A 15,062-nucleotide genomic window follows, 5' to 3' on the forward strand; every position below is an offset into this window, starting at 1 on the left:
CGATTTAAGTATCCTGCACGTCGATGATGTCCCATGAGCGACGTCCTCATCCCCGGCGGTCGTGACGTTCGCGGAACCCTCACGGAACCGGCCGGCGACCCGGCTGCGGTCGTCGTCGCCTGTCCGCCCCACCCACAACACGGCGGACACCGATCTGATCCGCGCCTCGTCGCGGTGAGCGAGCGACTGGCCGAGGCTGGCATCGCCTGTCTCCGGATCGACTACGGGCCGTGGGACGACGGCTACGGCGAGCGCGAAGACGTTCGCAACGCCATCCGCTGGGCTACCGACCGGGACGAGGCCGACGTTCCGGTCGGTGTCTTCGGCTACAGCTTCGGAGCCGCACAGGCGCTGCTCGCCGCAGCAGACGTCGACCGCGAGGTCGCCGCCATCTCCGTGCTCGCACCTCCAACGCGTCTCGATGACGACCTCGACGCGCTCGCAGCGCTCGAGGCCCTCGCGTGTCCGGTCCAACTCCTCTACGGCGAGCGGGATTCGACCGTCGACTGCGAGCCGCTCGTCGAGCGCGCCCGCGAGCGTGGCGACACGGTCACGGGGCTGTCGGGCGATCACTTCTTCGTTGGCCAGCACGGAAAGATCGCGGACGCGGTCGGCGGGTTTCTCGAGGACGTGTTGCTCGAGTCGGCGTAGCCCACTCGTGGTTCCGTCTCAGTCGCGGCCGTGACGGGTGAGACACTTCGGGAGGCCGATCAACTCGACGGGTTCGGAGTTGTCTGGCGAGTAGACGACCATCTGGCCTTTCTCCATGTAGGGCACCTTCGACTCTAAGTTGCTGGGGATGTTGACGCTCTTGATGGCGTCCTCGTCGCCTAAGTTCAGAACGACTGTGGTGTTGATCTGCTTGAAGACGGCGTCGTGGATGTCCTGTGGATCCTGCGTGATGAGGAACAGTCCCAGCCGCTCTTTCCGGCCCTGTTTGGCTGCCTCGGTGAACTTCCGGATGACCTTGCCCGCCTGCACGCTGTCGGCGTCGGTCAGGAAGTTGTGGGCCTCGTCCATCCCCAACACGAGTGGCGTCTCCTTGATTCGGTCGTAGGTCGGATCGTTCGAGAGTTTCTGGTCGATCAGCAGTGACGAGACCGCGAGGACGACCGCCTCGGTCGCTCGCGTATCGTTGATGTGGTACGTTGGGACGACCGTCAGCCCGCCGGGACGGACGAAGTCGTGGACCAGTTCCGTAATCGGCCGGGCGTCTTGATCGAAGACGTGGCCGAAGCCGAGCACGCGCCGGCGGACGGCGTCGAACGTCGCCTCGTGAACTCGGCCCGATTCGTCGAGTTCCTCGCGCAGCGCGGGGTCGTCGAGGAACGTCGTAAACTCCTCGTAGGTCCCGTCGCGGCCGTACTGGTCGCGAAACCGCGGCAACAGGACGCTCACGAGCGCGCCGTACTGGTTGTCGTTCAGCCCGCTGCCCGCGACCAGCCACGGGTTCTCGTGGACCATCGCGAACGGAATCGTGAACTCGACCTGTTTCGCGCGGTGATGGCCCGCCGAATAGGTGGCCGACCCGACTTTCGGGATGAACGCCGTCGTATCCTCGTGCCCGCCGTAGGCGATGCCCTCGCGCTCGAGTCGGCGGGCGAACTCGCTATCGAGGGCGGGGTTGTCGTCGTGCATCTGGGCGTACTCGTCCTGTGGGTCGAACTGGACGACGGCGGTGCCGACCTCGCGGCCGTCGGCCATCGGGTACGTGCGCTCGTCGGCGAGATACTGCCGAAGGATGTTCTTTGCGCCGTGAGTTTTTCCGGAGCCAGTGCCGCCCGCGATCAGCGTATGGCGGAAGACGAGTGGGTCGCCAGACGCGTAGTCGTCTTTCAGCCGGTAATCGATCGTCGGCGGCGACGCCGCCGTCCGAACTTTTTCCCCGCCGACGGAGAGGTGGCCGAGGAAGACACCGTCCTCGGGCATCTTCAGCCCGGTTTTGATCGCTTCGATGTCGTCGGCCGTCCGGATCACCGTCTGGGGTTTCGGGACGCGGTCGGTCATTCGCCGTTTCAACTCACCGTCATCGTCGTAGAGGACCGCGACCGGCTCGAGGCTCGCGACGAACTTGTAGTCGGCTTCGTCGACCTCGTCGGTTCGCATCGCCCGGCGGGCGTGGATCTCCGTCGCGTCGTCGGCGTGGTACTGCTGGGCGTACTCGAGTCCGGTGATCCGACAGAACAGCGTTTCCCCGTCGGGATAGGGCGCGAGCAGGTAGCTGCCGATGCGAATCGACGAGCGGTTGCCCTGCGTGACGTACGCCCGCAGCGTGGTGTCCTCTTCGTCCTCGGCGATGCGCAATCCCTGGGAGACACAGAGCGTCCCGATGCCGACGTCTTCGCCGCGTGGGTCGACGGCAGTGCGTTCGAACGACGCAGTCGTTCCGTCGTCCGGACTTGTCGGGTCGTCGGCACTCGAGGCAGCTGCCGATAGTTCGCCACTATCAGCAGCGTCGTCGGCTGTTGCGTCGGAACCCGCGTCTGACTCGGCGTTGAAATCGCCGAAGTCACCCAGATCGGTCATATCAGATCCATCCGGCCGGGCCCACAAACACGTTTCCCTCCCGGCGGCGCTGGTCGCTCTGCCTATAGTAGCCACTGAACGTCTGCGAGAGCATGCGCTCTGGTCGAACGAGTCGGTGAAAAGAGCGGCCATCACCAGATCGACAGCGGTGGTCGACGGCTCGACTACTGGACGAGCGGAATCGCCTGCTCCCGTCCCGCGACCACGCCGGCCTCGTGGTCGAACTCGAGCACGCCAGCGTCCGCGAGCATGGGGAGGTGCGTGTGAGACAACAACAGCGCACCGTGCTCGGGGTCGGAGAACGCGTCGGTATCGCGAGCGGCCAGTTCCGATGCGAGTCGCTCGAGGTCCAGTGGCCGGTCGTGATCGGCAACCATCGTGCAGACGCGGAATCGAACCGGGTGAACGAGCGCATCGAGCAGTTGCTTGCAGTTCTCGCGCTCGCACACCTCGAGCAGCGACGTAAGCGTCGTGGGCGCGATCGGCAACTCGTCGACGAGTTCGACGCCGTTCTCGTCGTCCCACTCGACGATGTCGTAGTCGGCCAGCCGCGGCAGATGGTTGTGCCGGAGGCTGAGCCGGACATCGTCCCGTGCCCGGTGTGTCGAACACTCGAGCGGTTCGTTCTCGACGATGGCCGTCGTCAGTTCCGTCAGCGACAGTCGTGTTCGACTGGCACCGAGAACGGCGAGGAGACGAACCCGTCGTGGATGACGGAACGCGTCGTACCACTCCGCCGGAATATCCTCGAGCGACGCTGGCTCGCTGTCACCGCTGGCGTGAGCGTCCGGACTCATTGTTCGTAGGGAGCGGTGCAGCGTCCATAAGCCCGCTTCCAAAAGGATTTGGGTCGGGAATCCCGGATTACTCGAGTAACGAACTGCTACCCCACTCAGACGGCCGAAATGCCGCTCGAGAGGGTTCGAGGCTCGTGAACGCGTCGACGAATCGCCGCCGGAGGGGCCGTCGACTGCCACACGAATCTCCCCTGTTGTCTCTCATCGGTCGACGCCACCGTCCTCGAGCGTCGCAGCAACTGGTCAGCGAGCACTGTCTTTTTGCAGCCACAACGCCTAGAGACGCGTATGATACTGGTACGCGGTCGTGCCGGCGGCACTGAACTCACTGGCACGCTGTACGAACGGGGCGAGCGAGCGCCCTCGTTCCGCGGCGCGCCCGACGAAGATGCCGCGTACGTGTGGGTCTGTGACGAGTTTTACGAGGTCGACAGCGGCGGCTCGACGCAACTCGTCGACGGCCGCGAGGTCCACCTCGCGTTCGAGTCGCCGATGCCACGCGGCTTCGACACCCGAGAACAGGCTCTCGAGGGGGCCAAAGAACACGTCCGAACGCAGTTCGCCCGGATCGGCGTCGATCCGGCGGACGTCGCCCTCGAAGTCGAAAAGGAGGCCGAGCCCTAGTACGGTTCGTCGGCCCAGCGGTGGTCGTCGTAGGTTCGATCCTGCGACGTATCGAACTGCGTCTCGAGCGTCTCGCGAAGCGACCGTTTCTCCGAGCGACTGATTCGAGCGAGTTCGTCCGCCTTTTCGACGATCGTCGGCGGCCCGTGAGCGATCGCGACGTCCTGTAACAACTGGATCGTCAACCGCTCGCGGGTCTCGGGATCGCGGGTGAACGCGTAGGGGGCCTCGATCCGGTAGACGAGGTCGTCACGGGGATCGTAGACGACGAAGAAGGTGACTTCGTACTCCTCGAGTGAGTGTTCGCGCTCGACGCCGAGAGCGTCGCCGTCGACCGACAGCGGCCGGTCGACGCCGCCGCGGGAGCGAAACCAGTTGGTGTACGTCAGTGCCGACGTCTCTCGCTCCCAGCGGTCGCCGTCGACGTCGGGGACGTACTCGCCGCGCTCGAGTAAGCGGGTAAACAGCGCCGAGTCGTCACTCCACGGGCTGGCGACGTCGACGTCGCGTTTGTTCTTCAGCGTCCGTGTAATGACGCGGGTTGCCGGGTTCTTGACGAAGCCGACGAGCGGCACGCCCCGGTCGACGAAGCGCTCGACCAGTCGAACGTAGTTCTCGAGGACCGTCGTCGGCCGCGGGTCCTCGAGCAGAAAGTCCGCCAGATCGGGGTGTTGATCGGCCCACCGGAGCAGGCCGCGCGGATACAGCGGGCCATCCAGGACGAGCAGGTCCTCGACGTCGGCGGCGTGGTCGCAGGCGTGTTTGCTCTCGGCGAGATAGAGCGCCAGCGCGTGGACGACGCCTTCGGCGAAGCGTGGTAACGGCGGGATTTTCACGGCTCGACTCCGGCTGTAGCCTTCGTCGAACGTCCCCCACGTCTCGTCGACCGTCATCGTCTCGTCGTTCGAGTGGACGGTCATCACGGTGGTTCGCGATCGGTGGAGGTCGAGGTCGCTCGGCGTCGCGCTCATGGCGGCCTGTGCGATGTCGATGACGAGGCCGTTCTTGAACGTCGTCGGGTTGATCGTCCCCGCGTCGAGGCCGTGTTCTGTTGGAAACGGCCGCTCGTGGAGGGCGACGTCCTCGCAGTCGACGAGTCGGCGGCGCTGGTCGTCGACCGGCTCGAGGATCGTCCGACCGTTGTGGTCGACGAGTGGGTTCAGAAACGAGTCCCAGACCGTCTCGGCGAACGCACGGCGGTCGCGCTCGTCGGCTCCGTGGTCGATCCGTCTGGCGAGTCGCGCGATGCCATCGAAATGGACCGGATCGAGAGTCATCGTCTGTGACTTTCATACTGACTGCTGTAAGTCAGTACCGGTGCAACCGCGACCACCCTTCGGTTGCACGATATATCGTTAGATCGCATCAGCCCACCCGAAAAAGTCAGCGGTGGTCAGCGCTGATACTGCCGGACAGAACGATTCGCGCACCGATCGCACGCGACCGGTCGTCGCCGGAGGCGGCGAGCCGTGAGACGCGATCGGACGTTTACTGACGTTTGTCTGGCAGTATGAGTTCCGACGGACTATACTGGACCTACCGGAGCGATTCACTCGCGTACGGGTAAATTACTATCAGAAAAATTATTTATCCGGGTCACATGGAGGCTACTGTCCTGATGTCCAAGCGAGGTCTGAAAGCGACCGAAACCGACGACGATGCGATCAACTGGCGACAGAACGGCTCGAGTGTCACGCTGTACGACGAAGCCAACTCCGACGCCTGGGTTCGAATGACGTTCGAAGCTGGTATTCCTCCCGAACATCGGCTCTACATGATCTGTGACGAGTGTGGGGCGGTTTTCGCCCAACGAACGACTCCCGGTCACAGCACCGTCTGTGGCGACTGCGGCACGACGTTCGACCACCGCCCCAATTCGGAACTCGAACGCGGCGATTCGACCAACTAGACGCGCCATTCACGACAAAATCTGGCTGCTCGAGAAATATAACAGATTACTTGTATTTTAGCCCGACGAGCGACGGCGTCGAACCCCGCCGCCCAGTCGAGATCACTCGAGGAACCGATCTCGAACGTCTCCAGTCGGAAGCAGACACTGGTCTTTTGTGCCGAACACCCGATAGCGGTGGTCGGCAACGAGGTCGTACACCCCGTCGCGAAGTCGGCGCGGGAGGAATCGAACCGGGCCGAGGAGGCGATACACGCCACCCAGTCGCTGTGCGATTCGGATCACGGCGGCCGATTTCACGTAGCTGTCCTCGCCCTCGAGCAATACGACCGACTCGAGGGACTCGGTCTCGAGGCCGTGCTCGGCCAGCAACTGCTGGCCGACGCCGGACTGCAGCGACGCGAAGTGGAACTGCCCCTCGGGATCGCGTGGAATGATGAACTGTACGAACCCGTGACAGAGGTTGCAGACGCCGTCGAAGAGGACGATCGGGGCGTCGTCCGGCACGTCCGCTGTCATTACCCTGTGTTCGGCCATGACGAAGTTCAGCGTTCCGGTCAGGGGCCCCGCCGGCGCTGTTTTGCCCGCGCCAACGGACTCACGACGACAACGACAGCTAGTTACGACAGGCTGGCGACCGGTCGCACATGGATGCTGCGCTGATTATCCTCGACGGGTGGGGACTCGGCGACGGAACGAGCAGAGACGCCGTCGACGCGGCCGAGACACCGACGTTCGACGCGCTGTCGCGAGCGGGCGCGGACGGCTCGCTCGAGGTTGCCGGCCGACGCGTCGGCCTCCCCGAGGGCCAGATGGGCAACAGCGAGGTCGGACACCTGAACATCGGGGCCGGACGGGTGGTCTACCAGGAGTACACGCGGATCTCGGATTCGATCGCCGACGGCTCCTTCCGCGAGAACGACGCGATCAATACGGCGTTCGACCACGCGCGCGAAAACGACGGCCGGGTCCACTTCCTCGGTCTCGTCAGCGACGGCGGGGTCCACTCGGATCACGAGCACCTCCACGCGCTGATCGAACTCGCGGCCGACCGCGACGTCGAGGCCGTCACCCACGCATTTACCGACGGGCGGGATACCTCGCCAACCGGCGGGCGGGAGTACCTCGCCACGCTCGAGGACGTCGTCGACGAACACGGCACCGGCGACGTGGCGACCGTCACGGGCCGGTACTACGCGATGGACCGCGACCAGAACTGGGAGCGGACCAAGCGAGCCTACGACGCCATCGTGGACCGCGACGCCGAGTGGACGGCCAGTTCGGCCGTCGACGCCGTCGAGGATTCATACGACCGGGGCGAGACCGACGAGTTCGTCGAACCGACCCTCGTTGCGGACCAAACCGCACTCGAGGACGGCGACTCGGTCGTCTGGTTCAACTTCCGCTCCGATCGGGCTCGACAGCTCACGCGGCTGCTCGCCGACATCCGCTCGGAGGACTGGGCCGACGCGTTCGAACTCAGCCCGCCCGAGACGGAGGTCGTGATGATGACCCAGTACGACAAGACGTTCGACCTCCCGATTGCGTACCCGCCGAACCAGCCCGAACAGGTGCTCGGCGAGGTGCTCGCCGACGCGGGCAAGACACAGCTTCGGATCGCCGAATCCGAGAAGTACGCCCACGTCACCTACTTCTTAAACGGCGGCCGCGAGGTCGAGTTCGATGGCGAGATCCGCAAGATCGTCGAGAGTCCCGACGTGCCGACCTACGATCTCCAACCCGAGATGAGCGCACCCGAGGTGACGGAGACAGCGGTTGAAACGATCCAGACCGACGATCCAGACGTTCTCGTACTCAACTACGCCAACCCCGACATGGTCGGCCACACCGGCGACTACGAGGCCGCGATCGAAGCCGTCGAAGCCGTCGACACGCAACTCAGCCGACTCGTCGACGCGCTCGAGGCCGCCGGCGCACACGTCCTGATCACTGCGGATCACGGCAACGCCGACGACATGGGAACCGAAGACGACCCCCACACGGCTCACACGTACAACGAGGTGCCGCTCGTCTATCTCGCCCCCGACGGCACCGACGGTGGTCACACCGTCCGCGAGGGCGGCACGCTCGCGGACATCGCGCCGACGATGCTCGAGTATCTCGGAGTCGACCAGCCACCCGAGATGACTGGCGAGTCACTGCTCGAGTGAATGCGAGCGCCGTCGCTGCGGGCGAACGTGTTCGTAGGACGCGAACGTGGCAATCTCGACCGAGTCTCAAAAAAGTCGGCTGAGACGGTCCGAAAGCGGGTCGAAGTCGGCTGCTCGGTTCGGCCGTGGGTGTGGCAGACCGCTCGAGCGACGTTCTCGGTCTTCGTTTCCCTCAGTTGCCTCGCTCGTCTGCACACTGACCGCGTCCAGGATGGTCGTCGTCGTGACCACGTCCCGGAGTGTTAGCCCCTTGGTTTCTGCGTCCGGGGTGGTCGTCGTCGCCGGGACGACGACCGGGGATGCCGTTCTCCGGGGGCTCGTACACGTAGAGACAGTCGTTGCTGTAGGAGCGGCCGAACTGGTCGGCGTCCTCACAGCAGAGAACCCGGCCGTCGTCCATTACGTAGACGTTGTCGACGTTGATGAGCGCGTCATCTGCGACGTCCGCCGGATCGCTCGCGTCCGGCCCGACGATGACCGGCTCGAGCGTCGAGACGTTGAAATCCGACTCGAGTTCCGCCCGGTAGACGACGCCGCCGTCGACTCGCTCGAGTTGGATGTCACCGACGCCCTCGTAGCCCTCTTCGGTGGACATGTCGTCGTTGAGCTCGGAGATAGCAAAGTAGACGTAATCTCCTGGGCCGGCCCCTTCGACGCTGTCGACGCCTTCGGCCTTGTTGAACTCAATGCTCGCACCGATCTCTTTGGCGGCGGCGCGCGTTTCGAGGAACGGCACGCGACGGAGCTCCGGATCGACGCCGTCGGGACCGTCGGCCTCGTACTGGTCGGCCCAGCGAACGATCTCCTCGTCGGTGATGTAGTCCTGATTCCCGTTTTCGACGACTTCCCTGTCGGCTTCCTCGAGAGCGGTTTCGAGGTCCGTTTCCCAGTCAGTTTCGGCGTGGGTCTCGAGGTAGTCGACCTGCGTGATGTCGTCGTAGTCGGCGATCCACGACTCGATCTCGCGGTTACTGGCGTGGCCGAGTTCCAGCCACTCGATCTCGAGGTCGACCGCAGCTGGTGGGAGTTCGCGAGCGGCTTCCTCGTTGGTCACTTTCGGCGCGTAGAGGGTGCCAGCGACGTCCATCGGATCGTCGTAGTCGTCGATCGGCTCGTCGGCGACGAACTTGTAGATCCCTTTGCTGTCGCCGTCCGAGCAGCCGTAGACCGTCTTTCGATCGGACTGTACGTCCGGAGCTTCCCAGGCGGCCCGGCCCATCACGTAGTACTTGACGGGTTGTGGCGGGTCGGCCGTCGGCTCGCGGAAGTCGATGTGATAACCATACCGGTAGGGGTTCGGATAGATGTCGCCGATCGGCTCGAGCGTGTTGTCGTCGTCGCCCTGATTGACGGGGTCGGCACCGAGGTAGTAGGCGAGGAACTCGATACCCGTCAGCGACCAGTACCCCTGTACGCTCCAGGCGTCGCTGCCGTAGTAGTCGTCGACGGCGCTCTGGACCGCCGAGGGGTTCGGTCGGTTCCAGAACTCGTGGGCTCCGCGGCGTCCCTTTCCGGTTCCCGCGTCCACGATATCGCCGACCGTCGCGGCCAGCGAGACGCGCGGGTGGGCGTAGTTCTCCTCGGAGGAGAGCATCGTGTTCCACGGGCTCAGATCTCCGTAGCAGTTGATTCGCGTCCCGCCGAGGTCGCGCATCGGCTCGGTGTTGGCGAGATTGATGGCGTTCTCGAGGTCGGCTTCCCACTCGCCATCGCTGGTCCGACTGATCGGGATTCGAGAGACGTTCCCGGGGCTGTTCTCCCAGTTCGTAAAGAGGTAGCCCTCTGTGCCGTCCTCGTTTGTGGCGACGAACTCGTTACAGTCGGGGTTGTACGCGGCGTCGCCATACTGGGTGCCCGCGAACGCCTCCGTCGTGATGTTCTGGCCGTCGGGTGTCTGGACGACGCCGAGTTCCTCGGTGCCGCCGTTGATCTCCTCGTGTGCTTGTGCGAGGAACGTGTAGTCGCTGTCGGCACCGCGGACGATTCCCTGCTCCGCGTTCGTCTGCGGTGTCGACAGCTCGTCGAAGTCGTCGTTAGTACCGTCGAACTCGAACTGGAACCCGCTGAAGTAGCCGATCCCGGCTTCGTCGTACGGGGCGGGGTTGTCCCGACTCGGGTGCTGGAGACTGTACAGCAACGAGCCATCCTCGAACACGAACGGACCGGTGACCTCCGCGCCGAGTGCGGTCGACGAGAACCGCTTCAACTCCCCTTTCACGTGCGGTGCGAGGGGCGTATCCGGGTCCTCCGGTTGGTCCGCACTCGCGACACCAGCAACGCTTGCACCCAGCGCCGCAGCGACCGAGGCTTCCATCAGGTTACGTCGAGTTAAATCGACCATCAGGCTAGTACCACCACACCACGGTATAGAATTTTTATATGAGTGGTCTATATCAGTGTATTTCAGAAAGAAATATACTGGATCCTATGTAGCTGTTCTTGCCACCTCGTATCGGTCTCATCATCGTACCGTCTCGGTGTCCGTTCGGTACTCAAGGGACCATCTGCAGACGGCTGTTCCCGTCGCTGCTGGTCCTGGACTGTCTGGAGACAAAAGAACGATCAGTCGGCGGTCGATCGGCGGCTACTCGAGCCCCTGCTCGACCGCGTTCGCCCGAATCTCTCGAGCGCGCTCTCGAACGGACGCAATGTAGCGTTCGATCTTCGGGGGCGTTTTGCCGTAGAACGAGGCGACCCAGTTCAGATCAGTTCCGGGCATGGTCAGAAAGTACGCCGCGAGCGTGTCTCGGCCGGCCTGAATGACTTCCGGGGGCACGCCACGCTCACCGGTGCCCTCCTCCTGAAAGCCGTTCGTATCGAAGTAGACGTCGGCGTACAGCGTCGCCAGCTCCGGATCGTGGAACGTCATCGGAACGTGCTGAGGGGCGTCGAATCGGTATCGGGGATCCCCCTCATCCGACGTGGACTCGAGGATCCGCACGTCCAGAATGTATGCTTCGTAAACCGATTCCGTGCCGTCGTTCGATGACCGGGTAGATGCTTCGGACATTGGGTATCGACATCGCTGGGCAGCGGCTCAGACGAGCCCGCCGCGTGTCTCCGCATGCCACGAGTACGGGTATGAGTATTGCTAATAGCAGTCCTGACAGTCACGAATCGCTCACGAACGGTATAGAGGGCTACGTTCGTTGCCTAGCCCGTCTCCTCTATGATGTATCAACATTTATTGTTCCAATCCGCTGCTTCCTCGCGAACGTGTTAGCAGTGAAAATTGCCGCCACCGTCTCGACGGTGGCCGCTTTCGACTTCGCGGTGATCCGTTCTTCGATCGCGTGTGGACGACGTTCGTCTCTCGAGAGCTGTGCTCCGTGGTCCCGTTGCTGGTAATATCTGCCCACAGCTCGGTCGAATTCCGAACGGACGAGAGTCTCTAGTGGTTTTACTTAGTCTGCCTGCAACGACGCTGATATGAGCGACGATTCCGATTCGGATGCCCACCGATTTGCCACGAATAGTGTTCATGCCGGTCAAGAACCCGACCCGACGACGGGTGCCCGCGCACCACCGATCTATCAGACAACGTCCTACGTCTTCGACGATACGGACCACGCTGCCGCGCTGTTCGGACTCGAGGAGTTCGGCAACATCTACTCGCGGATCATGAACCCGACGAACGCGATGTTAGAAGACCGCATCGCGTCGCTCGAGGGCGGCGTCGGCGCGCTGGCCACGTCGTCAGGAATGGCCGCGTTCGACCTCGCGACGTTCATCCTCGCGGAGGTCGGCGACAACATCGTCTCCTCGTCGGCGCTGTACGGCGGGACCTACACGTATCTCACCCACACGGTCGCAAAGCGCGGCATCGAGACGAAGTTCGTCGACACGCTGGATTACGACGCCTACGAGGAGGCGATCGACGACGACACCGCCTTCGTCCACTTAGAGACGATCGGCAACCCCGCGCTCGTCACGCCGGACATCGAACGCATCGCCGACATCGCCCACGACCACGACGTCCCGCTCTTCGTCGACAACACCTTCGCGACGCCGTATCTCTGCCGGCCGCTCGAGCACGGCGCGGACCTCGTCTGGAACTCGACGACGAAGTGGCTCACCGGTTCGGGGTCGACGGTCGGCGGCATCCTCGTCGACGGCGGCTCGTTCCCGTGGCCCGAGGGCGACTACCCCGAAATCACCGAACCCAACCCCGCCTACCACGGCGTCAACTTCTACGAGACGTTCGGCGACGCGGCGTTCTCGATCGTCGCCCGCACTCGCGGGCTGCGCGACCTGGGCAACCAGCAGTCGCCGTTCGACGCCTGGGTCACCCTGCAGAAACTCGAGTCACTGCCGCTGCGGATGGAGAAACACTGCGAGAACGCGATGGCCGTCGCCGAGTTCCTCGAGGACCACGACGCCGTCGACTGGGTCAACTACCCCGGTCTCGAGAGCCACGAAACCCACGAGGAAGCGAGCAAATACCTCGAGGGCGGCTACGGCGGCATGATCACGTTCGGCCTCGAGGGCGGCTACGACGCCGCCGAGACGGTCTGTAACGAGGTCGACCTGACGAGCATGCTCGCGAACGTCGGCGACGCGAAGTCGCTAATCATCCACCCCGCGAGCACGACCCACCAGCAACTCACTGAGGAGGAGAAACTCGCAAGCGGCGTCACCGACGACCTCGTGCGTCTTTCGGTCGGCATCGAAGACGTCGACGACGTGATCGCCGATCTCGAGCAGGCGATCGACGCGGCGAAATAAGGTCGGTCATCGGTTAAAACCCGGCGTTCGGTGTGCAGCTCGGTTGGGAGTGCAGCGTCAGTTCTCGTGAGATCGACGATGCTGTCTCTCTACCGACCGGTTGGTCGAGGACGGCGTCTCCGGGGGTTGCGAGTCGCTCCCGGCGTCGCTGTCGGCGTGGCTCGAGCGGGAACCGATCGGGAGTCCGCAGCCGGCTTCGCCGTCCATTCCGAGGAGACGAGCGAACCGACGGCGTTCGGCGGCATGTCTATCGAGAGTCATGCCACTTGAGAACGGCCGGATCCGTTGTAGTAATGCAGGACATTTCACGCGGAAACGGACGACTACGATCGTGAAACAGTCGGGTTCCGTCGGTCGGTTTGTGCGCGTAACCGTTCACTGTCATCCGGAACGGCCACCGGCAGCGTAACGCCCTTCTCTCCGAATCCCTTTCGTTCGGGTATGACCGATCTTCCTGCCGCCGTTGCCCGCGAACTCGAGGCACACGACGCGTTCGCCTCGGCGAACGACACCGCTGACTACGCCTTGACGACGACCGTCTTTGATGCGACCGTCACCGCAGTCGAGGCGGAGGGCAAACGAGACGGCCGCTTTCGGGTGACGGTCACGCTGCCGACGCTCGACGCTGCCGTCGCCGGGGAAACCGTCGCTTCCGTCGTCGAAGACGGCTGGTTCGAAACCCTCGAGCGCCGCCTCGAGGACACCTACACCGTCGCACAGACGAGCACACACGAGGCGCCGATCGTCGAGCGCGAATCGGACGACGTCACGGTCACGCTCGAATACGTCGCCTGGAACGCGACCGAAGGCGTCGCGGATGCCAAAGCACTCATCGAGTACGTCGAAGGCACGTACGCACAGGGACTCATCCCCGGCTACGAGTACCGCGGCCGGGCCGCGACGCTGCTCGAAAACGCCCAGAGTCGTGGCCAACAAGCTGCAGACGGCGATCGCGGCGGGATGCCGATGTAGCGTCGAGATCAATCCATCGCGATGTACGTTTTCGTCTCACTGACACCGTCGAGCGCTTGCATGTGTGAGGAGACGGCTTTGAGGATATCGTAGACTTCGGCCGCGTCGATTTCGGCGATGATGTCGTAGTTGCCGGCGACGATGTGGGCGTCGGTGACCGGCTCGAGATCCCTGATCGCGTCGAGCAGCCCCTCGGATTTTCCGGCGGCCGTTTTGACCATAATAAACGCGTGAACCATCTGTCGAGGGTGTGGTACACCATGTCATGACTAAAGTCTTTGCCCGAGCGCGGCCGACCACGATCGAGTGGTGTGGTATCTGGGGACAAGCTTATTGACGGGGGCGAGCGTACCCCTGCCCATGCGGTTCGTGATCATTGGTGCCGGACGGGTTGGCCTGCGCACGGCGCGTGTCCTGCGCGACGAGGGCCACGACGTGACGTTGATCGAACAGGACGAGGCGATGATCCGACGCGCGCGCGAGCAGTCGTTTCGTGTCGTCGAGGGCGACGGCTCCCGCGAGGACGTCCTCGAGGACGCCGGCATCACCGATGCCGACGCGGTGGGCGCGCTGACGAGCGATCTGAACGTCAACTTCACCGCCTGTATGATCGCCAACCACTACGGCTGTCGGACGATCATGCGAATCGACGAGGCCTACCGCGAGGGCATCTACCGCAAGTACGCCGACGAGGTCGACGAGGTGATCTATCCCGAGCGTCTCGGTGCGATCAGTGCGAAAAACGCCCTGCTCGGGGGAACGATCCGCGCAATCGCGGACATCGCCCCGCGCTTGCAGGTCGTCGAACTGACGATCACCAACGGCGCGCCCGTCAACGGCTACACGATCAGCGAACTGCAACTGCCCGCCGACGCGACGGTCCTCGCCTTCGGCAAGCACGACCAGCCACTCGAGATCCCGAACGAAGACCTCTCGATCGAAGACGGCGATCGGCTCGTCGTCCTCGCGGATTTCGATGTGTTGAACGAGGTGCGCCAACTGCTGGTCGGCGAGTCACCGCGTGAAGCCGCCGCGAACGCAGGCACGGACGCGACGTCGGGCACTGGAGGTGTCAACTGATGGTTACGGCATTTATTATGATCAAGGCGAACACGGGCGAGGCGGACCGACTTCGAGAGAACATCGAATCGATCAGCGGCGTACAGTCGGCACACATCGTCGCCGGCGACGTCGACATCATCGCGAAAGCCCAGGTCGAGACGCCCGCGGCGGTCAAAGACATCGCCGCGACCCAGATTCAGGGGATCGACGGCATCGAGAGCACCCAGACGTACATCGCGATGGACTAGCGGTTCGTCACTACCGATTGCCCTTCGT

Annotated in this window: 16 protein-coding genes; 9 read left to right on the forward strand and 7 right to left on the reverse strand. The window is 63.7% G+C overall.

Annotated elements, in window-relative coordinates; all coding sequences use genetic code 11:
* The first annotated feature begins 33 nt into the window (after positions 1–33).
* Positions 34–651 (forward strand): alpha/beta hydrolase, encoded by a 618-nt coding sequence (locus GCU68_RS09270; RefSeq protein WP_152940961.1) that lies wholly within the window; start codon positions 34–36, stop codon positions 649–651.
* 18 nt (positions 652–669) lie between these two features.
* On the opposite strand, the gene GCU68_RS09275 is transcribed toward GCU68_RS09270, so the two are convergent.
* A complete protein-coding gene (locus GCU68_RS09275; RefSeq protein ID WP_152940963.1) occupies positions 670–2,526 on the reverse strand; it encodes an ATP-binding protein in 1,857 nt (618 codons plus the stop codon).
* A gap of 164 nt (positions 2,527–2,690) precedes the next feature.
* On the reverse strand, positions 2,691–3,323 hold the full coding sequence (locus tag GCU68_RS09280; RefSeq protein WP_152940965.1) for a DUF7344 domain-containing protein: 633 nt from the start codon (positions 3,321–3,323) through the stop codon (positions 2,691–2,693).
* Between the two features lie 288 nt (positions 3,324–3,611).
* Between GCU68_RS09280 and GCU68_RS09285 the strand changes: the two genes are divergently transcribed.
* Positions 3,612–3,947, forward strand: coding sequence for a DUF7113 family protein (locus GCU68_RS09285; RefSeq protein ID WP_152940967.1), 336 nt, complete (start codon positions 3,612–3,614; stop codon positions 3,945–3,947).
* Here the strand turns inward: GCU68_RS09285 and GCU68_RS09290 are convergent.
* A complete protein-coding gene (locus GCU68_RS09290) occupies positions 3,944–5,224 on the reverse strand; it encodes a DNA double-strand break repair nuclease NurA (RefSeq protein ID WP_152940969.1) in 1,281 nt (426 codons plus the stop codon). The genes GCU68_RS09285 and GCU68_RS09290 overlap by 4 nt on opposite strands.
* Positions 5,225–5,565: 341 nt before the next feature.
* On the opposite strand from GCU68_RS09290, the gene GCU68_RS09295 reads away from it, so the two are divergent.
* Complete coding sequence (locus GCU68_RS09295) at positions 5,566–5,856, forward strand: hypothetical protein (RefSeq protein ID WP_193565043.1); 291 nt, start codon at positions 5,566–5,568, stop codon at positions 5,854–5,856.
* A gap of 102 nt (positions 5,857–5,958) precedes the next feature.
* Here GCU68_RS09295 and GCU68_RS09300 read toward each other — a convergent pair whose 3' ends face one another.
* Entirely contained in the window at positions 5,959–6,375 is a 417-nt protein-coding gene (locus tag GCU68_RS09300) for a thiol-disulfide oxidoreductase DCC family protein (protein WP_152940973.1), read from the reverse strand.
* Between the two features lie 128 nt (positions 6,376–6,503).
* Here GCU68_RS09300 and gpmI point away from each other — a divergent pair, with 128 nt between their 5' ends.
* Positions 6,504–8,027 (forward strand): 2,3-bisphosphoglycerate-independent phosphoglycerate mutase, encoded by a 1,524-nt coding sequence (gene gpmI, locus GCU68_RS09305; RefSeq protein WP_152940976.1) that lies wholly within the window; start codon positions 6,504–6,506, stop codon positions 8,025–8,027.
* 172 nt (positions 8,028–8,199) lie between these two features.
* On the opposite strand, the gene GCU68_RS09310 is transcribed toward gpmI, so the two are convergent.
* Positions 8,200–10,368, reverse strand: a complete 2,169-nt coding sequence (locus GCU68_RS09310) for an alkaline phosphatase PhoX (RefSeq protein WP_152940978.1) — start codon at positions 10,366–10,368, stop codon at positions 8,200–8,202.
* A gap of 243 nt (positions 10,369–10,611) precedes the next feature.
* On the reverse strand, positions 10,612–11,037 hold the full coding sequence (locus GCU68_RS09315) for a hypothetical protein (RefSeq protein ID WP_152940980.1): 426 nt from the start codon (positions 11,035–11,037) through the stop codon (positions 10,612–10,614).
* Positions 11,038–11,456: 419 nt separating this feature from the next.
* Between GCU68_RS09315 and GCU68_RS09320 the strand changes: the two genes are divergently transcribed.
* From GCU68_RS09320 to GCU68_RS09330, 3 genes are all read left to right on the forward strand, one after another.
* Positions 11,457–12,752 (forward strand): O-acetylhomoserine aminocarboxypropyltransferase/cysteine synthase family protein, encoded by a 1,296-nt coding sequence (locus GCU68_RS09320; RefSeq protein WP_152940982.1) that lies wholly within the window; start codon positions 11,457–11,459, stop codon positions 12,750–12,752.
* A gap of 78 nt (positions 12,753–12,830) precedes the next feature.
* Positions 12,831–13,022, forward strand: coding sequence for a hypothetical protein (locus tag GCU68_RS22120; protein WP_193565044.1), 192 nt, complete (start codon positions 12,831–12,833; stop codon positions 13,020–13,022).
* A gap of 171 nt (positions 13,023–13,193) precedes the next feature.
* The gene (locus GCU68_RS09330; RefSeq protein WP_152940986.1) at positions 13,194–13,724 is read left to right on the forward strand and encodes a DUF5813 family protein; all 531 of its coding nucleotides are present in this window, start codon (positions 13,194–13,196) and stop codon (positions 13,722–13,724) included.
* 8 nt (positions 13,725–13,732) lie between these two features.
* Here the strand turns inward: GCU68_RS09330 and GCU68_RS09335 are convergent, their stop codons facing one another.
* Entirely contained in the window at positions 13,733–13,963 is a 231-nt protein-coding gene (locus GCU68_RS09335; RefSeq protein ID WP_152940988.1) for an Lrp/AsnC ligand binding domain-containing protein, read from the reverse strand.
* Positions 13,964–14,084: 121 nt separating this feature from the next.
* On the opposite strand from GCU68_RS09335, the gene GCU68_RS09340 reads away from it, so the two are divergent.
* A complete protein-coding gene (locus GCU68_RS09340) occupies positions 14,085–14,804 on the forward strand; it encodes a potassium channel family protein (RefSeq protein WP_152940990.1) in 720 nt (239 codons plus the stop codon).
* Entirely contained in the window at positions 14,804–15,034 is a 231-nt protein-coding gene (locus GCU68_RS09345) for an Lrp/AsnC family transcriptional regulator (RefSeq protein WP_152940991.1), read from the forward strand. The genes GCU68_RS09340 and GCU68_RS09345 overlap by 1 nt, the downstream gene beginning before the upstream one ends.
* The last annotated feature ends 28 nt before the right edge of the window (positions 15,035–15,062 follow it).

The organism is Natronorubrum aibiense (genome assembly GCF_009392895.1).
Lineage (GTDB): Archaea > Halobacteriota > Halobacteria > Halobacteriales > Natrialbaceae > Natronorubrum > Natronorubrum aibiense.